A 20,295-nucleotide genomic window follows, 5' to 3' on the forward strand; every position below is an offset into this window, starting at 1 on the left:
GACGGAGGGCCGGGGCGTGGAAGCCGGCGGGCGGGCAGGCTGATGGCATGACCTCGACCCTCCTCGCCGTCCAGGCGACCGCCCTCACCAAAAGCTTCGGCTCCGTCGCCGCCGTCGTCGGCGTGGACCTCACGGTCCGCCCGGGCGAGATCGTCGCCTTCCTCGGCCCCAATGGCGCGGGCAAGACGACGACCATCGACATGCTCCTGGGGCTCTCGACACCGGACACCGGCGAGGTGCGCGTCTTCGGGCGCCCGCCCCGGACCGCCGTTGCGCACGGACTGGTCTCAGCCGTCCTGCAGACGGGCGGGTTGCTCACAGACCTCACCGCGCGCGAGACGCTCGAGCTGACCGCGAGTCTCTTCGCCGAAACCCGCGCGGTCGACGAGGTGCTCGAGCGGGCTGGCATCCGTGAGATTGCCGACCGGCGGGTGGGCCTGTGCTCCGGTGGTCAGCAGCAGCGACTCCGGTTCGCGATGGCGCTGCTCTCGGACCCCGGGCTGCTCCTCCTCGACGAGCCGACGACCGGGATGGACGTCGAGGGCCGCCGCGCCTTCTGGGGCGCCATCCGCGCCGATGCCGAGCGAGGCCGCACGGTCCTCTTCGCGACGCACTACCTCGAGGAGGCCGACGAGTACGCCGACCGGATCGTCCTGATGAGCCGCGGCCAGATCGTCGCTGACGGCACGACCAGCGCCATCAAGAACGTCGTCTCGGGGCGCATCGTCCGCGCCACCCTTCCGGGCGCCGACCTTGCCGCACTGGCCGGCCTCCCCCGGGTCTCGAGCGTCGACGCGAAGGGTGACCGGATCGCGGTGCACACCGACGACTCCGACGCCCTCGCCCGGCACCTGCTCACCCGGACCGACGCCCGCGACGTCGAGATCACCGCTCAGACCCTCGAGAACGTTTTCCTCGCCCTCACCTCCGAAGGAGCCTCCGCATGACCAGCACAGCCCCCATTGCGGATCGCGTCCGCCTCGACCGCCGCTCCTCGGCGCTCGGCGGCTTCACCATCACCTACCTCCGCATCGAGATCCTGCGGCGGACGCGGAACCGGCGGACGCTCTTTTTCACTCTGCTCTTCCCCGTCCTGATGTTCTTCATCGTCGGCTACCCACGCCTCGACGACGCGTTGACCGCGACCCCGGTCTCCGAGGGGGGCGTGTCGATTGCCGCCTTCATCATGGTGTCCATGGCGATGTACGGCGCGATGATGTCGGCGACGCAGACGGGCGCCGCCGTCGCGGTCGAGCGCGCCCAGGGCTGGAGCCGGCAGCTTCGGCTCACTCCGCTGAACCCGGTCGTGAACGTTCTCATCAAGATGATCGCCGGAATGGTTCTCGGCGCGCTCGCCGTCGTCGCCACCTACGTCGTCGGGGCGCTCAGCGGCATCGAGCTCTCGCCCGTGCAGTGGATGGCGACCGGAGTGACGGGCTGGCTGCTCGCGAGCGCCACCTTCACCACGCTCGGCCTGATGGTCGGCTACCTCGTGCCGGGCGAGAACGCGGCGCAGATCACGAGCCTTTTGATCGTGGTACTCGCGTTTCTCGGCGGGCTCTTCTACCCGGTGAGTAACATGCCTGACGTCCTACGAACCCTCGCCACCTTCACTCCGGTGTACGGCATCGCCGAGCTCGCCCGCGCGCCGCTGACGGGCGAGGGCTTTGACGTCGGCGCCCTCGTGAACGTGCTCGTCTGGCTGGGCGTCTTCCTGACCGGGACCGTCGTCGTCTTTCGCCGAGACACCGGGCGGGTGTGACAGCTGCGGGAAGACCGGTCTTCCCGCCCCTAAAGTGAGCGCGTGAGCAGCACGAGCATGGCGCCGCACGGCGAGCGCGGTGCGCTTTGGACGCCGCTCGCTCGGCGCTGGTACGTCGGCGCCGTCATCTCGCTCTTCTGGGTCTACTCGTCAGTTCTTGCGTCCCCGGAGTGGCCCGGCCGGGTCGCCGGCGTCGCCCTGATCGCCGGCTTCAGCGTCGCGTTCCTCGTTGCGCCGCCGATTGCCTGGACCGTGTCGACCCGTGGCCGGGCGCTGATCTGCGCCGGAATGCTCGCCCTCTCGCTCACGCTCCTCCCCTGGCTGGGCCGTGGCGTAACAGGTCTCTGGACCTATGTGGGCGTGGTCGCGGGACTGTGCCTGTTCTCGTGGTGGCTGACGCTGGGCATCATCGGGGCACTCACGCTCGTGGCGCTCGCCCTCCGCCTCGACGGCAGCCCAGGAACCGAGAGCACCGTCGTCGTGCCGGTGATCATCTTCTCGATCTCCCTGATGATGGCCACCTTCGCCCGCACCATCGCCACCGTGAACCAGCTCCACGTGACCCGCGCCGAACTCGAGGTGCTGACTGCCGAGCGCGAGCGGAGCCGCGTCGCCCGTGACATCCACGACATCCTCGGGCACTCGCTCACGGTGATCACGGTGAAGTCGGAGCTGGCGGGGCGCGTCCTCACCAGCGACCCTGCTCGCGCGCGGGCCGAGATTGCCGATGTGGAGTCCCTCGCGCGCGGCGCCCTTGCCGATCTCCGGGCCACCGTGTCGGGGTTCCGCGCGACGACCGCGAGCGGCGCGCTGGCCGCCGCCCGGGGTGCCCTGAGCGCCGCGGGGATCTCGGCCGATCTGCCCTCGTCCACCGACGCCGTCCTCTCGCAGCACCGGGAGCTGGCGGGCTGGGTGATCCGCGAGGGCGTCACCAACGTCATCCGCCACTCGGGCGCCTCGCACTGCCGCATCCGCCTCACGCCCTGCACGGTCGACGTCGCCGACGACGGCGTGGGCCCGCAGGACGGGACGGCGAGTTCGACCGGGCTCGCCGGGCTCCGCGAGCGGGTCGAGGCGGCGGGCGGACGCCTCTCCATCGGGACGAGCGACCTCGGCGGCTTCCGCCTGGCGGCGACGCTGCCCGGAGCCGGGCAATGAGTGCCGCGCCGCTGCGCCTCCTGATCGCCGACGACCAGGCGCTGGTGCGGGGCGCGCTCGCCGCGCTGCTCTCCCTGGAGCACGACATCACCGTGGTCGCCGAGGTGGGCCGCGGCGACGAAGTGGTCGCGGCGGCCCTCGCTTCGGCTCCCGACGTCGCACTCCTGGACATCGAGATGCCCGGCCTCGACGGAATCGCGGCCGCGGCCCTGCTCCGCGAGGCGCTGCCGTCCTGCCGCGTGCTGATCGTGACGACCTTCGGACGCCCCGGTTACCTCACCCGCGCAATGCAGGCCGGCGCGTCGGGCTTCGTCGTGAAGGACACTCCGTCAGCCCGGCTGGCCGACGCGGTGCAGAGGGTCGGGCAGGGGCTGCGGGTCGTCGATCCTGACCTCGCCGCGGAGTCACTGGCGCAGGGCGGCACTCCGCTCACCGAGCGCGAGACCGACGTACTCGCCGCCGCGCGCACCGGCGGATCGATCGCCGAGCTAGCCAGGATGCTGCACCTCTCGCAGGGCACGGTCCGCAACCATCTCTCGGCGGTCATCGGCAAGACCGGCGCCCGCAATCGGGCCGATGCGCTGCGCATCGTGGAACGAAACGGCTGGCTCTGACCCCGGGTGCTATTCGGCTACGGCTCCCACACGACCGACCTGGAGAGACAACTGACCACATCGAGAAAAGCACGACGAAGGATAAAATGCAGAAGAGCAAACTTTGGCTCACGCTCCTCATTTCCGCTTCGGTGCTCCTTGCCGCAGGAGGAGGAATTTTCTTCCTCCTCCTGCAACCTGGCGCGAGTCGACTACCTGCCGAAGGATCAGGACGCCAGGTTCTCGAACTCCTAGAGAACGCAGCTCTGAGTAAAAGCTCGGCCGGCATCCGAGAAGCAGCTCCGGCAACATCGGACGACGATCTTGAGGGGATTCTGGCTACGTGCTCCGATGTCACCGCAGAGAGCATTCAGTTCGATGTCTTCGACGAACTTGTTCCCACCTCAGCTCATGCCTCTCTGTCAGAAACTTCGAGCAACGACGGCGCGAGCCCGGCAGCGTGCGAGATATGGATCAGATGGAATGGTGACGCCTGGGGCGCGTCGTCAAAGTCCGCCCTTGTGTCTCCGTCTCCCCTTCCAACGGGGCCGAGATAGCGTCCGCGCCTATTTCTCAGTGCCACGCCGCAACGACATCGGTACACCAGTACATCGTAAAGGATATCCGCACCAATTGGATAGCTCCAAACAACGTCACATGCGCGCGAGCAGATCCGCCTTCTTCGCGGCGAACTCCTCCTCGGTGAGCACGCCCGCATCACGCAACTCCGCCAGCTTCTTCAGTTGGTCGACGAGGTCCGACTCCGTCGCCGAGCTGCAACCCTGGTGGGCGTCGTGGATCGCGTCGTTGACAGCGTCCGCGAAGCTGCGGGCCTCCTCATTCTGCTTCGCGTGGAAGATCACCGCGTTCTCATCCTGCTGAATCGTCTGGCTCTTCCCGGCGAACTTGTTCTGCGCGTCTCCCGGCACCGTGAGTTGGATGTAGCCGGCGGTTAGGCCGCTCTTCTTGTACTGGATGGAAGAGACGACGGCAATGGGCAACTGCTTCTCCGTGCCGTGGGAACCCGAGAAGATCGCGGCACCGAGGCCCTTCCTGGTGATCGAGATCGAGCGACCGTCGAACGACATCGCGCCGTTGGTCCCCTTGAAAGTGATGTCCATGTGTCCCCCTGGTCGGTGTGAGACCAGACCCTACCAATCGGCCGCCCGTTCTCCACAGGCGGGCGGGGAGGGACGACCGCGGCGTCCACGAGGTGAGCACGGAAAAAGACGGGCCAGCCTGCCGCCGAAGCCACTGACTGACCCGTCTTTACTGGGTGGTAGCGGGAGCGGGACTTGAACCCGCGACACCACGATTATGAGCCGTGTGCTCTAACCACCTGAGCTACCCCGCCGCGCGTTGCCCGCAGGCTCGGCCTGCGGGAACGGAGCCCCCTGTGGGAATCGGACCCACTACCTCTTCCTTACCAAGGAAGTGCTCTACCAATGAGCTAAGGGGGCGCACCCGCGGGTCTGACAGCCCCGATCGGGGCGTGCCCGCGATTTGGCACCGTTAGATGCTAGCACCCCAGTGACGGGCCGGAGACCGCAAGCTCCCTCAGCGCAGGGGGTAGTCGGCGTAGGCGAAACGCGTCGAGTCCGGGGCCCAGCCCGCGACGTTGATCGTGCCCTGCCCGCCGAGGATCCGCTGCACGACTCGTCCGGGTTCACGGTTCGTCCGCCCGGTGAGCTCCAGTAACCGCAGCTCGACGTCCACGTTCTCGGGATGCCCGAGCGTCCCCGCGGGATAGGCCAGGTAGAGCAGGTGCGCGCCGTCCGGCGACTCGTGCGGGAACCAGTCAACGGTACCCGATTCGACCAGCCGCGAGAGCCCCGAGCCGTCGAGGCCCATCCGGAAGAGTTGCGCTCCTTCGCCGCCGCGCTCGGAGTTGAACACGAGCGTCTGCCCATCGGCCGCGACATCGACCCCGTCGTCAGCGAAGGCGTCGTCCGTCAGCGCGGTGAGCGCGCCTCCCTCTGCCGGCATCGTGTACACGTTCGTCCGCCACTGCCTGGAGGTGAGGCCGCCGCCGATCAGGGCGAGCAGCGTCCCGTCGGGCGAGACGCCGTGCAGATAGTGCTTGAAGCCCTCGCGCACCTCGGTCAGCCGTCGGGCGGGAGCGGAGCCGTCGAGGGCGACCGCGTAGAGGTGTCCGTCCCGCGCCGAGACGTAGGCCAGGCCGCCGGAGGGAGCCAGCACGTGATCGTTGTTGAGCTCGGCCGGCACACCGTCGAGCGGGATCGGCTCGAGCACCGCCGGCCCGTCGAGCGGGAGGCGGAACAGCCGACCATCGCCGTTCACCACGAGGGCCGTCCCGTCCGGAGTCCAGTTCGGCGCCTCGACGAGCACGGACTCGGATTCGAAGACGGTCGTCGCGACTCCGGTGGCGAGGTCGTGGATGCGGAGGCGGCAGAGCTGAGTGGGCAGGAGGGAGCGGGCCATGTCACCACGCTAGAGGCCGTCGCCCAGGGAGCCGCGATCGTCAAGCCTCTCCACACTCAGGTTGGGCAAGAAACGCCTCCGGTATCCTTGACGCACGATTGCGCTGGGTACACGTTGAGAGGAACATGTGATGCTCCTCATCCTTCTCATCTCGTTCACCCTCGCCGTGATCACCCCGTGGGTCGTTGATCGGTTCGGCCCGAAGACCTTCTCCGCCCTGGCGCTCGTGCCGGCCGCGACCTTCGTCGCCACCGCGACCGCGCTGCCGACGATCCTCGCTGGCGGCGAGATCCGCGAAAGCATTCCGTGGATCCCCGCACTCGACATTGCTCTCTCGTTCCGGCTCGACGCGCTGTCGATCGTGCTCGCGCTGGTCGTCAGCGGAGTCGGCGCACTCGTGCTCGCCTACTGCGCCCGCTACTTCGAGCCCGATGAGCCCTCGCTCGGCCGGTTCGCTGCGCTGCTCTTCGCCTTCGCCGGAGTGATGTATGGCCTCGTCACCGCCGACGACGTCATCATCCTCTTCGTCTTGTGGGAGGCGACGAGCGTCCTCTCCTACCTCCTGATCGGCCATTACAACGGCCGGAAAGAAAGCCGTGGAGCAGGGCTTCAGGCGCTGCTCGTCACGACGCTCGGCGGCCTGGCGATGCTGGTCGGGATCATCATCCTGATCGTGCAGGCGGACACGACGAGCCTCTCGGGGATCGTCGCCGCCGCTCCCTCCGGCCCGCTGGTCTCGGTAGCGCTTGTCCTCGTGCTGCTCGGCGCATTCTCGAAGTCAGCCCTGGTGCCGTTCCACTTTTGGTTGCCGGCCGCGATGGCCGCGCCCACACCGGTCAGCGCCTACCTGCACGCCGCCGCGATGGTGAAGGCGGGCATCTACCTCGTCGCACGCCTCGCGCCCGGCTTCGCCGACGACTCCGTCTGGTTGCCCGTCGTGGTGAGCGTCGGCGTCTGGACGATGCTCGTCGGCGGCTGGCGCTCGCTCCGGCAGTACGATCTCAAGCTCGTGCTCGCCTACGGCACGGTCAGCCAGCTCGGCTTCCTCACCGTCGCAGTCGGCTTCGGCTCGCGCGATGCCGCGCTCGCCGGGCTGACGCTGTTGATCGGCCACGCCCTCTTCAAGGCCCTGCTCTTTCTCGTGGTCGGGATCGTCGACCATCGCGCGGGCACCCGCGACCTGCGCAAGCTCAGCGGCCTCGCTCGGCGGGCGCCCGTCCTCGCGGCCGCGGCGCTGATCGGCGTGCTCTCGATGGCGGGCGTCCCGCCGCTGCTCGGGTTCGTGGCGAAGGAGGCGGTGTTCACCAGCCTGATCTCGGCGAGTGAACAGGGCTCGTTCTGGGCCTGGGTCGCACTGGTCGGACTGGTCATCGGCTCGATTCTCACCGTCGCCTACTCCGCCCGCTTCTTCTGGGGCGCCTTCGCGCGGAAGAAGGGGCTGGCGGACACCCACCTGCATGCGGAGCCGTGGAGCTTTACCGCCGCTCCGGTGCTGCTCGCCGCCGCCACCGTGATCGGCGGACTCACCGCCGCCGTGCTCGATCCGCTCGTGGCCGTGTACGCCGACGCGCTCCCGTACGCCGCGCCGGATGCCGACCCGCAACTGGCTGCGGCCGCCGAAGCCTCGGATCACGGCGGCTACCACCTCGCCCTCTGGCACGGGTTCGAGCCTGCGCTGGGCGTGAGCGCCCTGGGCATCGGCGTCGGCCTCCTCCTCTTCGCCAAGCGTGTGGCGGTCGCTCGAGCCCAGTCGCTGCTCCCCCACCTGATCGACTCCGCCGAGGGCTACTGGGCGACCGTCCGCTCGCTCGACCGCGTCGCCAGCACCGTCACCGAGTTCGTGCAGCGCGGCTCGCTCCCCCGCTACCTCACCGTGATCTTCGCCGTCTTCGTGCTCGGCGTGGGCGGTGCTGCCGCCCTGAACCGCACCTGGCCGGGCGATCTCGTCTTCTGGGACAGCCCGGGGCAACTTGCGGTCGCGGCCGTGATGATTCTCGCCGCGGTGCTCTGTGCCCTGGCCCGCAATCGCGTCGCCGCCGTGCTCCTGGCCGGCGCGACGGGCTACGGGATGGTCGCCCTCTTTGCGCTCCAGGGCGCTCCCGACCTCGCTCTCACCCAGGCCCTCATCGAGACGGTGACCCTGGTGGTTTTCGTCCTCGTGCTGCGCCGCCTCCCCACCAGGATCGCGACGAAGCACCGGCCGATGCGCAAGCGCCTGCGCGCGGTGATCGGCATCGCTGTCGGGGCCGTCATGGCCCTCGCCGCGACCATCGCCCTGGGGGCCCGCACCGCCACGCCGATCTCGGCCGAGCTGCCGCGCCTTGCCTACGAGGAGGGCAAGGGCCGCAATATCGTCAACGTCCTCCTCGTCGACATCCGCGCCTGGGACACGATGGGCGAGATCTCGGTACTGGTCGTGGTCGCGACCGGAGTGGCGAGCCTGATCTTCCTCTCGAGCCGGGCGGGAGGCGCGCCCCGCCTCGAACTGCAGGGCGCGGGCGACCGCGGCTCCTGGCTCGTCGCCGGCCGCACCCTCCGCCCCGAGAACCGCTCGATCGTGCTCGAGGTGCTGGTACGCCTCCTCTTCCACCCCGCGATGATCGTCTCGGTCTACCTGCTCTTCACCGGCCACAACACCCCGGGCGGAGGCTTCGCGGGCGGCCTGCTCGCCGGTCTCGCCCTCGTCGCGCGCTACCTCGCGGGCGGCCGGTTCGAACTGGGCGAGGCCGCTCCGATCGACGCGGGCAAGGTGCTGGGACTGGGCCTCTTCTTCGCCGTCGGCACCGCGGTCTCGTCGCTGGCCTTCGGGCTCGACGTGCTCGAGTCGAGCTGGCTCGACCTTGAAGTGCCCCTGCTGGGCGAGCTCCACCTCGGCACCTCCACCCTCTTCGACATCGGGGTGTACCTGATCGTGATCGGCCTCACGCTCGACATCCTGCGCAGCCTCGGCGGCGAGGTCGACCGCCACGGCGAGGAAGCCGAGAACGGCGCACCCTCGGGCGACGGCGTCACCCACTCCATCAGCAGCACGCCCGGCCCCGCGGTGGGCACGGTCGACGGCCTCGAGACGACGCTCCCCACGGGCTCCACCGTCGTGGGCGGACCGGGCAGGGGGAACGGCGTATGAGCATCACCGTCGTCCTCGTCATCGTGATGGCGGTGATGTACGCCGCGGGCGTCTACCACATGCTCGAACGGAGCCTGACCCGTATCCTGATCGGCTTCCTGCTCGTCGGGAACGCGACCAACATCCTCATTCTGCTGATGGCCGGCCGCTCGGGCGTCGCCCCGTTCGTCACCGACGACGGCCGCTCCTACGAGCAGATCGCCGCCGAGATGGCCGATCCGCTGCCGCAGGCGCTCATCCTGACGGCGATCGTGATCACGTTCGGCGTCTCGGCCTTCCTGCTCGCCATGATCTACCGGCGCTGGCGACTTGCGAACGCCGACCAGGTCGAGGACGACGAGACCGACACATCCGTCCGCGAAGACGCGGCGGGCATCTCGGCGCAGACCACGGCAGACGACCGTGCGCTGGACGTCTTGCTCGAATCCAGCGACGAGGGTACCGCCGCCAAGCACGGCGAAAGCGCCATGACCGACGACAGGAAGGAGGACCGATGAACGCCCTGATCCCGCTCGTCGTGACCCTCCCCCTCCTGGGAGCGGCCGTCGCACTCATCCTCGGTCGCCACCGGCGCGCGCAGATCACCGTCAACATCGCGACGCTCTCGAGCGTGCTGGTGATCTCCTCGGTGCTGCTCGTGCTCGTTCTGACAGGCGACGAGGGCGGCAGCGCTGTTTACGTGGGTGGCTGGGAGCCGCCGTGGGGCATCGTGCTGGTCGTCGATCCGCTCGCCGCCCTGATGCTGGTGATCACCTCGATCACGCTGCTCGGCGTCCTGCTCTTCTCGGTCGGCCAGGGTCTCGTCGATGGCAACCGGGAGACGCCGGTCACGATCTTCCACCCGACCTACCTGATCCTCTCGGCGGGCATCCTCAACGCCTTCGTCGCGGGCGACCTCTTCAACCTCTACGTCGGCTTCGAGATCCTGCTCGCAGCGAGCTACGTGCTGATCACGCTCGGCGGAACGGCGCCGCGGATCCGGGCGGGCACGACCTACGTGGTCGTCAGCCTGGTCTCGAGCGTGTTCTTCCTCTCGGCGATCGGCCTGCTCTACGGCGCGACCGGCACGGTCAACATGGCGCAGCTCTCGATCCGCATCGCCGAGTTGCCGGCCGATGTGCAGCTGGTGCTGCACGTGGTGCTGCTCCTGGGCTTCGGGATCAAGGCGGCCGTGTTCCCGCTGTCGTTCTGGCTCCCGGACTCCTACCCCACCGCGCCCGCGCCGGTTACCGCCGTCTTCGCGGGACTGCTCACGAAGGTCGGCGTCTACGCGCTGATCCGCACCGAGACTCTGCTGTTTCCGGGCGGGCGGCTGAGCGACGTGCTGATGGTGCTCGCGCTGCTGACGCTGATCGTGGGCATCCTCGGCGCGGTCGCGCAAGCCGACATCAAGCGGATGCTGTCGTTCACCCTGGTCTCGCACATCGGCTACATGGTCTTCGGGATCGCGGTCGGCACACCGGCCGGCTACGCGGCCACGATCTTCTACGTCATCCACCACATCACGGTGCAGACGACCCTGTTCCTCGCGACCGGCCTGATCGAGCGCGTCGGCGGCACCACGTCGATCCTGCGCCTCGGCGGGCTGCTCAAGGCCTCGCCGCTGCTCGCCCTGCTCTACTTCATCCCGGCGATGAACCTCGGCGGCATCCCGCCGTTCACCGGTTTCCTCGGCAAGGTCGGGCTCTTCGTCGCCGGCACGGAGTCGGCCGTCGACCACCCGTCATGGCTGATCTGGGCCGTCATCGCGGCCGGCGCCGTGACATCGCTGCTCACCCTCTACGCCGTCGCCCGCGTGTGGAACATGGCGTTCTGGCGCCGACAGGAGGAAGTGCCCGGCTATGAGTCGCCCCTGATCGACCAGCTCCAGGAGGACCCGCACGACACGGGCAGCATCCGCACCCGTCACTCCCCGCCGATGATGGTGTTCGCGACTGCCGGCATGGTCGTGGTCGGCGTCGCGCTCACCGTCGGCGCCGGTCCGCTCTACGACGCGAGCGAGCACGCCGCGAGCGCCGTCGCCGATCCCGCGACCTATATCGCGACCGTCTTTCGTGACTCGTCCTTCGGAGAGGAGGGTCCCCGATGAGCCCCCGCCGCCGCGTCGACATCTGGAACCGTGTCGCGATGTTCGTGACCCTGGTCGGCATCTGGGTGCTGCTCTGGGACGACGTCTCGGTGCTCTCGGTCGTCTCCGGCCTCCTGATCGCCCTGCTCATCACGCGGGTGTTCTATTTGCCGCCGGTCGAGTTCTCGAACCGCGTGAACCCCTGGTTCGTGCTGGTGTTCCTCCTGCGCCTCCTCTCCGACATCGCGGTGGCGTCGGTCCGGGTGTCCTGGCAGATCCTCACCCTGCCGGTGCCGGTGCACAACGCGATCGTCGCCGTACACCTGCGCAGCCGCTCCGAGGGGATGCTCGTCTGGACGACCGAGGCTGTCTCGCTTGTGCCGGGATCGCTCGTGATCGATGTCGACCCGCAGCAGAACGTGCTCTACCTGCACGTGCTCGGTGTCGTGCACGATGAGGGCGAGCGGATCGAGGACGTGCGCCTCACGGTCCTGCGGACGGAGGCGCGCATTGTCCGCGCCATCGGCTCCCGAGACGACGTGCGGCGCGTCAACCAGCCGCTCGAGGCCGGGGCGGGGGCGGTCCGATGATCGGCTGGCTCGTCTGGATCCTGGTGCCCGTGTTCGGGGTCGCCTGCCTGCTCGCGCTCGTGCGCATCCTCCGCGGCCCCTCGGTGCTCGACCGTGTCGTCGCCGCCGACGTGCTCGTCGCGACGATCATCTGCGGGATCGGCGCCGAGATGGCTATCAACCACCACGCAGGCACTCTGCCCGTGGCTCTGGGGCTCGCGTTGTTCGCCGTCTTCGGCTCGATCAGCGTGGCCAAATTCATGGCGAATCGCGAAGAGGACTGATATGGACCTGTTCTTCGACATTCTCACCGCCGTGCTGCTGATCGTCGGCGCACTGCTGTCCCTCGTTGCAGCCATCGGCCTGCTCCGTTTCGACGACCTCCTCTCGCGGATGCACGCCGGTACGAAGCCGCAGGTGCTCGGTCTGATCTGCGTGATGCTCGCCGTGGCCATCCGCAATCCCGGCTTCGCCGCGGCCGGCACGATCGTGCTCGTGATCGGCTTCCAACTGCTCACCGTGCCGGTCTCGGCGCACATGGTCGGCCGGGCGGGGTACCGGGCCGAGTCCGTCTCGCCGGGGTTCCTCGTCGTCGACGAACTCGCAGACGCGGTCAACCGCGCCGACGAGCAAGACTAAAAGCCCGGATTGTCGCTTGCACCGTCGCGTGCGCACATCCCCATCCCGGCGGACCCGCCCGCTCTCTAAGCTCGATGCCATGACAGTGGACTCCGCCCTTTCCGACGCGCCAGAGAACTCCCCCCGCCCCTCCCGAGAGGTAGGCGGCCGCCCGAAAGCCGAGTGGTGGCGCACCGCCGTGATCTACCAGATCTTCCCCCGCTCATTCGCCGACGGCGACGGAGACGGCCTCGGCGATCTGCCCGGCATCACCTCGCGGCTCGACAGCCTGGCCGAGTTGGGCATCGATGCCGTCTGGCTCTCGCCCTTCATGACCTCGCCGCAGAACGACGCCGGGTACGACGTCGCCGACTACTGCGACGTCGATCCGATCTTCGGCACCCTCGCGGACTTCGATGCGATGCTTGCCCGCGCGCACGCCCTCGGCATCCGCATCATCATCGACCTCGTCCCGAACCACTCCTCGAGTGCGCACCGCTGGTTCCAGGAGGCGCTGGCCGCCCCTGCCGGCAGCGCCGAGCGAGCGCGGTACATGTTCCGCGACGGGCGGGGCGAGTCGGGCGAGCTGCCGCCGAACAACTGGGTGTCGGTCTTCGGCGGGCCAGCCTGGCACCGTGTCACCGAGCCAGACGGCAGTGCGGGCCAGTGGTATCTGCACCTCTTTGACCCCTCGCAGCCCGACTTCGACTGGACGAACGAGTGGGTACGGGAGCGCTTCCGCGAGATCCTCCGCTTCTGGCTCGACCGCGGGGTCGACGGCTTCCGCATCGATGTCGCGCACGGGATGATCAAGGCCCCAGGTCTGCCGGACTACACGCCCCCGGCCCACTACAGCCCCATGAGCGGAATGTCCTCGAAGAACCGCAACGAACCCACCACTGCTCCCTACTTTGCCCAGGAGGGCGTGCACGAGATCTACCGCGATTGGCACTCCCTCGTCGCCGAGTACCCGGACGACCGCGTACTCTGCGCGGAGGCGTGGGTGCAGCCGCTGTCGAAGCTCGCCCAGTGGGTGCGGCCGGATGAACTGCACCAGGCCTTCAACTTCGCGTACCTTGAGACGCCGTGGAACGCCTCCGACCTGCGTGACGTCATCGATTCCTCGGTCGAGGCGTTCACCTCGGTCGGTGCTCCCCCGACCTGGGTGCTCTCGAACCACGACGTCATCCGCCACGCGAGCCGGCTCGGCCTCCCCGTCGAGATTCCGCAGGGGTACGGCGTCGGTCCGCTCACTCCGAGCCAGCCGGATCCAGTGCTCGGTCTGCGTCGGGCGCGGGCCGCGACGGCACTCATGCTCGCGCTCCCCGGCTCCGCCTACCTCTACCAGGGTGAGGAGCTGGGCCTGCCCGAGGCGATCGATCTGCCGGATTCCGCCCGGCAGGACCCGAGCTGGTTCCGCACGCACGGCGTACGCTACGGCCGCGACGGCTGCCGGGTCCCGCTCCCCTGGGAGGCCCAGGCGCCGGCTTACGGCTTCAACTCGACAGGCGCCTCCTGGCTGCCGCAGCCGGGCGAGTGGGCGCCCTTCGCACGAGACCGCCAGCGCGGTGTCGAGGGCTCGACCCTCGAGTTCTACCGGACGGTGCTGTCGGTGCGCCACACCGAGGACCTGGGCTCAGGCGTCGTCGAGTGGCTCGATGGGTACCCGGAGGACGTGCTCGCCTTCAGGAACGGAGCGATCACCGTGATCGCCAACCTGGGCGAGGCGCCGGTCGAGCTGCCCGTCGGCTCCGTGGTGCTCTCGTCGGAGGAGTTGCACGAGCCGGCGCTGCCCGCGGACGCCACGGTCTGGCTACGGACGGAGTAGCGCACCAGCGTCAGCGTCCCGCGTTCGCCTTCAGCCAGAGGTAGGAGTCGACCTTCGTGACGCCGTCGAGGCGGATCTCGAAGTGCAGGTGCGGGCCGGTCGACATGCCGGTCGTGCCGACGAGTCCGAGCAACTGGCCGACCTTCACCGGGTCGCCCTCTTTCACCGCCGCGGAGCCGTGCTGCATATGCGCGTAGACGCTCGACACGAGTTGCCCGTCGATCTCGTGGTCGATGATCACGTGGACGCCGAGCGAGCCCTCGCCGTCGATGACCGTGCGCACGACTCCGTCGGCGATGGACTGGATGGGCGACCCGTTGCCCGGGTTGAAGTCGGTGCCGCCGTGGTTCACCGAGCAGCCGGCGCAGTTGCGGTAGCCGAATCGGTCGCCGACCGGCACGCCGACCGCGAACGGCCACTGGATCGACGCGTTCGGGTCGTTCGTGAAGCCCGAGTCGGAGGTGCGGACGATGTCGGCCACGTTGGTGTGCGCCTTGCGCTCCTGCACGCCGAATCCATCGCGGGCGACGGTCTCGACGCCGACCTCACCGGCCACGAAGGATTGCGCACCGCGGCGGGGGTCAGCACCGAACGGAGTCGTCAGGCCGCGCGCCTGCACGTCCTCGGCGGTCAGGAGCGACGTGGCCGGCAGCGACGTGGCCGCCACGATCGCGGCGACGTACGAGAGGGCGACGACTCCGCCGACGCGGGGGCGGCGTACCGGCCTGAGCGGCGCCGAGCGAGGGGCGGCCACCGGTGCGGGGGCGGTGCGGACGGAGGCGACGCGTCGCTCGGCCTCGCGCAGCTCGCGGCGCGTGAGGGGGGCGGGCGAATCGTGGCTCACTGAATCAAGATCTTCCGTTTGGAGGGCAGGCCGGGTGCGGACGTGGGCGCACCCTGTGCGAACATCACGAATTCATAAAGGATAGCTACGGCACCAGGATCCGGCCAGCGCCGCCCGCAGAACGGCGCGTTCCCCCGAGGTCGTCCACACCCCGCCTAGACCTCGTCCGCGCGCAGACGGCGCAGCAACTCCTCCAGCTCGGCGAAGAGCGGGTCAGGCGCCGCGATGAGCAATCCGGAGCCGAAGGGAGCGCCGTCCAGGCCCGCGACCCGCGCTCCCGCTTCCTGCGCGATCAGCGCGCCCGCGGCCAGGTCCCACGGGTTGAGCCCGCGCTCGAAGTAGGCATTCAGCTGCCCGGTCGCCACCGAGCACAGGTCCAGCGCAGCCGAACCGATGCGCCGGATGTCGCGGACCGAGCCGAGCAGCTCCTGCACCACCGCACCCTGCCGCATCCGGCGGCCGGCGTCGTAGCCGAACCCCGTGCCGACGAGAGCGAGCGACAGCGACTGCGGAGCCGCGACTCGAAGCTCAACGCCGTCCCGTTCCGCTCCTTGACCGCGGCTCGCGGTGGTGACTTCACCCGTCGCCCCGTTCACGACCGCGCCGGCGAGCGCCGTCCAGGTCGCCGGGTCCGGCTCGCCCTCGACCACCGCGATGCTGACCGCGTAGGAGGGGATGCCGTAGAGGTAGTTGACGGTGCCGTCGATCGGATCGACGACCCAGGTCAGCCCGCTGGTCCCGCCGCCCGCACCCGACTCCTCCCCGAGGAATCCGTCGTCCGGCCGAGCCTCGGCGAGACGGCGGCGGATCAACTGTTCGACCTCGCGATCGGCCGCCGTCACCACGTCCTCCGGCGAGGACTTCGACGCGGCGATCTCGACTCCGTCCTGCCGCCGCTGACGGGCGAGATGCGCCGCCTCGACGGCGATCGAGCGGGCGATGGCGAGGAGGGAGGCGTGGTCGCGCATAGCTCAAGCCTAGGGACCGAGCGCACCATGCGGTCCCCTGCACGCTCGCCACTTCATCAATGAGAGTCCTTGTATCTCAGTGGGCAACGCTCCGGTGCAGCCAATATGATAGGGAATCAACAATGCCAACAGCTCTTTCGCGCGATACGCTAGCGATCGCCTCAACAATTATCCTGACGGCAATCCTCGGCACGACGAACGCAGTCGCCGAGGAAGCCCCGTTTGCTACGCCAGCAGTGCATACAGCCGCGCTGGTCTTCGGCGGCTACAATGCAGAACGAGCAGGAAAGAATGGTTACGACGTGAGAACCGACGAAGACGGGTGGCAGTACGCGGTACCTATAGGCACCCCGAATGGAAGCCTGGAAGGTGCGACGTCAAAATACAATCCGACAACGGGTGAGACCAGGGCAGCATCAATATTCCCTCAGCTAAACACCGTTGCAGGAGACTGCGGCACGGCGACACTGACTCTTTACACGAAGACATCCGGGTACACGGCTTACAATCTCAACGGACTTCTCGGTACAGCGCTCTACCACACGTGGGTCATCTCCGTAAGCGCCTCTACCGGCAATCAGCTCGTTGACCGCAGCGGCCTTCCGCCAGTACCAGGCGCGAGCCTTTCTTGGGGAACGAATTTCACGTACGGTGGTGAGGCGGGCCAGGGAACGACAGTGTTCGCGAACGTGTCCAACGGTGTCGTCGAGACATCGTTGGGTGACTGCTCCGCCGGTCATCCGAGCGATTCCCTCTGATCATGGCTGAAGCAGATCTTCCGCCCGGCGTCGTTCGAGTGCACGTAAATGACGACCGCGCCCGCACTTTCGGCCTTCCTGTCCTGCAATCGAACCATGCTGATGCGCGCTTGCTCGGGTACTCGATCTACGGAAGGGACGGCATCGACCTGACCGTCCAGGCCGGTCACGTGCTCCTGGACGGCACAGCGCCGACGCCCTTCACCACACGTTCCACACAGTCCGGTGAGGACGACGAGCGGGAGTGGTCGTTCCACGCGCTGGACCACATTCAGAACAGTGCGAAGGAGGGCGCCACGGCCGGTCGCGCGGAGTTGATCGAGATGCTCCGGTCGGCACCGAGGAAGAGTGGGATTATCCGAGTCGACCGCCACCGCATCCCGTCCGAGGAATTCACTATCCTCAATTCAGTGTTCGCCAGAGTTCAGCTCGTGGACAACGCACTCATCACCATTGCTGCGCCGCCGACGATCGTCTCGGCTCCTTTCTCGACGCTCACGACCTGACCAGAGTCATCGCCAGCCGCGTTCCTCCGCCCACGACGCGATGCCGTCCAGCAGCCGGTCAATGAACACGTGCGATCCGATGACGGCGCGCGCTTCGTCGGCCGCGCGGTCGAAAGCGTCGACCACTCCTGCCGTGATGACACCCACCCGGTCCCGCGCGTACTCGTCGTCGAGGCCGAGCGAGCCTGCGGCGCGCACGAGCGCGTCCGTCCCGATGGCGTGGATGCGGTACTCGTCGTCGATGGACATCGCCAGTGTCAGCGCCGCGCCCCGCGTCGGGTACGGTGCATGGCTGCCCAGGTCATACAGGGGCGCCAGCCGAGCATGGTCCCCTTCGAGCAGGAGGGAGTAGTTCTTCGCGTGCGCGTCCGTCCCCTGCGAGGCTAGGGAGAAGACGAGGGCGTCGTAGAACCGCTCCGCGTTGCGCACCCTGTCCTGCGCATCCGGAAGACTGCGGAAAAGGCGGGCGATCTGCCGGACGCTCGGCCCTCCGTCGACCTGGTACTTCTTCTGAGGCAGGACAGCCATGCTCTGGCAGAGGTCCTCCTGGTGCAGCCGCACCCACCGGGTACCGACCGTGACCCGGTCGTACCGCTCGGAGACGAAGGCCGCGTCACCACGGGTCGTCACGATCATCGTGTCGTTCGCGACGTCCAGACCCAGGTGGCGAGCCGCGGTCATCGTCATGAACTCGTTCAGGTGGTGGTCCGGGTAGGGCGGAACCGCAGGTTTGATGATGTGCGTTGTCGGAGTCGAATCGTTAGGGACTCCCCAGAGCTGGTCGCGTGATCGGAAGAGTGCGATCTTCGGCTGCGCTCCCGGCAGGCTCCAGCGGACACCAAGTTCGCGCCGTCCCCAGACGTCCCGATTGGCGATCACGTCGGCGACCACCTCGGCAAAGCGATCGTCGTCGAGCAGCTCGACGTCCCCCTGACGACGGGCAGCATCGGGGCTGCTCTCTCCCGCGGGCAGGATCTGCACAGCGCCAGCCGCGTCCCGGCCGATGTGCGAAAGCAACGCGAACGGATTCCCCGCAGAGACTCCGTGCTCCCGAGCGAGGGCGTTCCGCCGATCAGCACTATCCGGGAGCAAGCCCTCGAGGAACGGCAGCACCGCGCGACTCGGATGCGTCCGGCGCTCGAGCGGCATCGACAGCGAGAGCGGAGTAGCGGACGCCGACGCGGAGTAGTCACCGTCGTACTCGAAGGTGACATTCCCGGTGGCGCTCTGCCGGAGGAGTCCTGCCGGCTCCCCGTCGAGGAACAGAGCGAGTTCAGTCATCATCCCGAGTCTCCGCTGCGCGGACGACGACCTCCAGCCGCAACTCCCGGAGGACCCTCATCACACGGAACAGGGTCACGGAGGGCGATCCCGCCTCGAACCGGTTGAGCCACTCCCGAGTCACTCCGGCCCGTTCAGCCAGCTGCGCCTGCGTCAGACCCTGCCCCACGCGGCTCTCGGCGACGAGCGCACCGACGCCGCTGGCCGACCGGATGATCGTTCCGCGCTCATGTGACATGTATGTCACAGTACGGCCTGTGCGCTTTATCGCACAATGCGATTCTGTTGCCTGCGATTCTGTGGCCACTGCAATCCTGTGGCGAGTGAGGGATTCGAACCCCCGAAGGCTACGCCGTCTGATTTACAGTCAGATCCCTTTGGCCGCTAGGGTAACTCGCCGTGGCGCACCCGACCGTGTTCACAACCGGAGGCGCTGGATCAGGATACCTACGCGGCGGACGGATCGGAAATCGAGACGGCGCGGCGTCAGGAGACTGTGGCCGCGTATCGCGACGCCGCCTCCGCAACCTTCCCCGCGTAGCTGTCGGCCGAATTGTAGGCGGCGATGGCGGCGCGCCAGCCCGACTCCGTCGAGAGGTCGCCGCCGGACGCGCAGAGGTAGCGGGCCGCGGTGACCGCCTGCTGGTCGACATTTTGCGGATCCCAGCCGCTCGACGCCCAGGCCATCCAGGTCGCCGGGAGGATCTGGAGCGGTCCCATCGCGCGGTCGACCTCCGCGTCGCCGTCGAGGGCTCCGCCGTCCCTGTCCTCGACGCGATCAAAGCGCGTGCCGTCAAGCCGCGGGCCGTAGATCGGCGCGGTCGGTCGGCCGTCGGCTCCGAGCGTGCCGCCGTCGATGGTGCCATGCCGGCTCTCGACGTAGCCGATGCCCGCCAGCGTGGCCCAGTCGAGCCGGCAGCCGGGATTGACGGACGAGGTCAGCAGGGCGGCACCGGCGTAGGCGGTGAGTGCCCGCAGCGGGATACCGGTCGTCTCAGCGGCCCCGGCCAGCCACGTCTCGTCGGTGAGGAGGCGCACCGGCGTCTTCGCCGCCTCTGCGGGATCCTGCAGCACGGCAGGATCGGCCGCGACGGGCGCCGTCGCTGCGGGCGGGATCGTGGACATCCCCTCCTCGACCTGCCGAGGAGGGGCGTGCCGACCGCAGCCGACGACGAGCACCCCGACGAGCGGAAGCAGAAGGAGGACGGGGAGGCGGCGCACCCCTCAGAAGTACCAGCCGCGACTGAAAGCTACACTCGCAGCCATGGCAGATTCAACGTTCGACGTCGTCAGCAAGATCGACAAGATGGAGGCGGACAACGCCCTGAACCAGGCCCACAAGGAGGTCGAGCAACGCTATGACTTCAAAAACGTCGGCGCCTCGATCGCGTGGAGCGGCGAGAAGATCCTGATCAAGGCCAACACTGAGGAGCGGGCGAACGCCATCCTCGACGTGTTCCAGTCGAAGCTCATCAAGCGCGGTATCAGCCTCAAGAGCCTCGACGCCGGCGAGCCCTTCGCCTCGGGCAAGGAGTATCGGATCGAGGCCACCCTCAAGGAGGGCATCGACCAGGAGCACGCGAAGAAGATCAACAAGCTCATCCGCGACGAGGCGCCGAAGTCGGTGAAGTCGCAGATCCAGGGCGACGAGCTGCGCGTCTCCTCGAAGAGCCGCGATGACCTCCAGGCCACGATGACCCTGCTGCGTGGGGCCGACCTCGAACTCGACCTCCAGTTCGTCAACTTCCGCTGAGACGTCAGCGCGCGTAGCCG

Annotated in this window: 21 protein-coding genes and 3 tRNA genes; 14 read left to right on the top strand and 10 right to left on the bottom strand. The window is 68.3% G+C overall.

The genetic code is table 11. The annotated features are described in order from the left end of the window. Positions 1-47: 47 nt before the first annotated feature. From HRF29_RS07280 to HRF29_RS07295, 4 genes are read left to right on the top strand one after another with little or no spacing between them, the layout of a single operon-like run. Entirely contained in the window at positions 48-947 is a 900-nt protein-coding gene (locus HRF29_RS07280) for an ABC transporter ATP-binding protein (protein WP_173246914.1), read from the top strand. After that, positions 944-1,762: an ABC transporter permease gene (locus tag HRF29_RS07285; RefSeq protein ID WP_173246916.1), complete on the top strand. Its 819-nt coding sequence runs from the start codon at positions 944-946 to the stop codon at positions 1,760-1,762. The genes HRF29_RS07280 and HRF29_RS07285 overlap by 4 nt, the downstream gene beginning before the upstream one ends. Before the next feature lie 42 nt (positions 1,763-1,804). Then, positions 1,805-2,920 carry a sensor histidine kinase gene (locus HRF29_RS07290; RefSeq protein ID WP_343043683.1) on the top strand — a complete coding sequence of 372 codons (1,116 nt, stop codon included), beginning with the start codon at positions 1,805-1,807 and terminating at the stop codon, positions 2,918-2,920. Continuing rightward, positions 2,917-3,534, top strand: a complete 618-nt coding sequence (locus HRF29_RS07295; protein ID WP_173246918.1) for a response regulator transcription factor — start codon at positions 2,917-2,919, stop codon at positions 3,532-3,534. Before HRF29_RS07290 ends, HRF29_RS07295 begins: the two co-directional genes overlap by 4 nt. A 632-nt stretch (positions 3,535-4,166) precedes the next feature. Here the strand turns inward: HRF29_RS07295 and HRF29_RS07300 are convergent. The 4 genes from HRF29_RS07300 to HRF29_RS07315 all read right to left on the bottom strand — a co-directional run bounded on the left by HRF29_RS07300 (position 4,167) and on the right by HRF29_RS07315 (position 5,955). After that, positions 4,167-4,634 (bottom strand): DUF4429 domain-containing protein, encoded by a 468-nt coding sequence (locus tag HRF29_RS07300; protein WP_173246920.1) that lies wholly within the window; start codon positions 4,632-4,634, stop codon positions 4,167-4,169. A gap of 156 nt (positions 4,635-4,790) precedes the next feature. After that, a tRNA-Met gene (locus tag HRF29_RS07305) sits at positions 4,791-4,867 on the bottom strand. Between the two features lie 34 nt (positions 4,868-4,901). Continuing rightward, positions 4,902-4,973: transfer RNA gene (locus HRF29_RS07310), tRNA-Thr, on the bottom strand. A 97-nt stretch (positions 4,974-5,070) separates the two neighbouring features. Further along, the gene (locus tag HRF29_RS07315; RefSeq protein ID WP_173246923.1) at positions 5,071-5,955 is read right to left on the bottom strand and encodes a TolB family protein; all 885 of its coding nucleotides are present in this window, start codon (positions 5,953-5,955) and stop codon (positions 5,071-5,073) included. 130 nt (positions 5,956-6,085) lie between these two features. Here HRF29_RS07315 and HRF29_RS07320 point away from each other — a divergent pair, with 130 nt between their 5' ends. The 7 genes from HRF29_RS07320 (at position 6,086) to HRF29_RS07350 (ending at position 14,165) form a co-directional block, all read left to right on the top strand. Next, a complete protein-coding gene (locus tag HRF29_RS07320) occupies positions 6,086-9,082 on the top strand; it encodes a Na+/H+ antiporter subunit A (RefSeq protein WP_173246926.1) in 2,997 nt (998 codons plus the stop codon). After that, positions 9,079-9,579: a Na(+)/H(+) antiporter subunit C gene (locus tag HRF29_RS07325; protein ID WP_173246929.1), complete on the top strand. Its 501-nt coding sequence runs from the start codon at positions 9,079-9,081 to the stop codon at positions 9,577-9,579. Before HRF29_RS07320 ends, HRF29_RS07325 begins: the two co-directional genes overlap by 4 nt. Next, a complete protein-coding gene (locus tag HRF29_RS07330; protein ID WP_173246932.1) occupies positions 9,576-11,171 on the top strand; it encodes a Na+/H+ antiporter subunit D in 1,596 nt (531 codons plus the stop codon). The genes HRF29_RS07325 and HRF29_RS07330 overlap by 4 nt, the downstream gene beginning before the upstream one ends. Beyond that, entirely contained in the window at positions 11,168-11,740 is a 573-nt protein-coding gene (locus tag HRF29_RS07335; RefSeq protein ID WP_173246935.1) for a Na+/H+ antiporter subunit E, read from the top strand. Before HRF29_RS07330 ends, HRF29_RS07335 begins: the two co-directional genes overlap by 4 nt. After that, entirely contained in the window at positions 11,737-12,003 is a 267-nt protein-coding gene (locus tag HRF29_RS07340) for an MrpF/PhaF family protein (RefSeq protein ID WP_173246938.1), read from the top strand. Before HRF29_RS07335 ends, HRF29_RS07340 begins: the two co-directional genes overlap by 4 nt. A 1-nt stretch (position 12,004) precedes the next feature. Beyond that, the gene (gene mnhG, locus HRF29_RS07345) at positions 12,005-12,358 is read left to right on the top strand and encodes a monovalent cation/H(+) antiporter subunit G (RefSeq protein WP_246226816.1); all 354 of its coding nucleotides are present in this window, start codon (positions 12,005-12,007) and stop codon (positions 12,356-12,358) included. 79 nt (positions 12,359-12,437) lie between these two features. Continuing rightward, positions 12,438-14,165 (top strand): glycoside hydrolase family 13 protein, encoded by a 1,728-nt coding sequence (locus HRF29_RS07350; protein ID WP_173246941.1) that lies wholly within the window; start codon positions 12,438-12,440, stop codon positions 14,163-14,165. Positions 14,166-14,175: 10 nt separating this feature from the next. Here HRF29_RS07350 and HRF29_RS14885 read toward each other — a convergent pair whose 3' ends face one another. Together HRF29_RS14885 and HRF29_RS07360 are read right to left on the bottom strand one after the other, a co-directional pair. After that, complete coding sequence (locus HRF29_RS14885) at positions 14,176-15,009, bottom strand: peptidoglycan DD-metalloendopeptidase family protein (RefSeq protein WP_173246943.1); 834 nt, start codon at positions 15,007-15,009, stop codon at positions 14,176-14,178. Positions 15,010-15,164: 155 nt separating this feature from the next. After that, positions 15,165-15,977: an inositol monophosphatase family protein gene (locus tag HRF29_RS07360; protein ID WP_173246946.1), complete on the bottom strand. Its 813-nt coding sequence runs from the start codon at positions 15,975-15,977 to the stop codon at positions 15,165-15,167. A 122-nt stretch (positions 15,978-16,099) separates the two neighbouring features. Between HRF29_RS07360 and HRF29_RS07365 the strand changes: the two genes are divergently transcribed. Beyond that, positions 16,100-16,735, top strand: a complete 636-nt coding sequence (locus HRF29_RS07365; protein WP_173246949.1) for a hypothetical protein — start codon at positions 16,100-16,102, stop codon at positions 16,733-16,735. 2 nt (positions 16,736-16,737) lie between these two features. After that, complete coding sequence (locus HRF29_RS07370; protein WP_173246952.1) at positions 16,738-17,241, top strand: hypothetical protein; 504 nt, start codon at positions 16,738-16,740, stop codon at positions 17,239-17,241. Between the two features lie 6 nt (positions 17,242-17,247). On the opposite strand, the gene HRF29_RS07375 is transcribed toward HRF29_RS07370, so the two are convergent. The 4 genes from HRF29_RS07375 to HRF29_RS07390 all read right to left on the bottom strand — a co-directional run bounded on the left by HRF29_RS07375 (position 17,248) and on the right by HRF29_RS07390 (position 19,743). Next, a complete protein-coding gene (locus HRF29_RS07375; RefSeq protein WP_173246955.1) occupies positions 17,248-18,522 on the bottom strand; it encodes a type II toxin-antitoxin system HipA family toxin in 1,275 nt (424 codons plus the stop codon). Continuing rightward, positions 18,515-18,760: a helix-turn-helix domain-containing protein gene (locus HRF29_RS07380; RefSeq protein ID WP_173246957.1), complete on the bottom strand. Its 246-nt coding sequence runs from the start codon at positions 18,758-18,760 to the stop codon at positions 18,515-18,517. Before HRF29_RS07380 ends, HRF29_RS07375 begins: the two co-directional genes overlap by 8 nt. Positions 18,761-18,839: 79 nt before the next feature. Next, positions 18,840-18,921, bottom strand: a tRNA-Tyr gene (locus tag HRF29_RS07385). An 87-nt stretch (positions 18,922-19,008) separates the two neighbouring features. Beyond that, positions 19,009-19,743, bottom strand: a complete 735-nt coding sequence (locus HRF29_RS07390) for a lysozyme family protein (protein WP_173246959.1) — start codon at positions 19,741-19,743, stop codon at positions 19,009-19,011. 43 nt (positions 19,744-19,786) lie between these two features. On the opposite strand from HRF29_RS07390, the gene HRF29_RS07395 reads away from it, so the two are divergent. Further along, positions 19,787-20,275, top strand: a complete 489-nt coding sequence (locus HRF29_RS07395) for a YajQ family cyclic di-GMP-binding protein (protein WP_173246961.1) — start codon at positions 19,787-19,789, stop codon at positions 20,273-20,275. The last annotated feature ends 20 nt before the right edge of the window (positions 20,276-20,295 follow it).

The organism is Rathayibacter agropyri (assembly GCF_013249015.1).
Lineage (GTDB): Bacteria > Actinomycetota > Actinomycetes > Actinomycetales > Microbacteriaceae > Rathayibacter > Rathayibacter agropyri.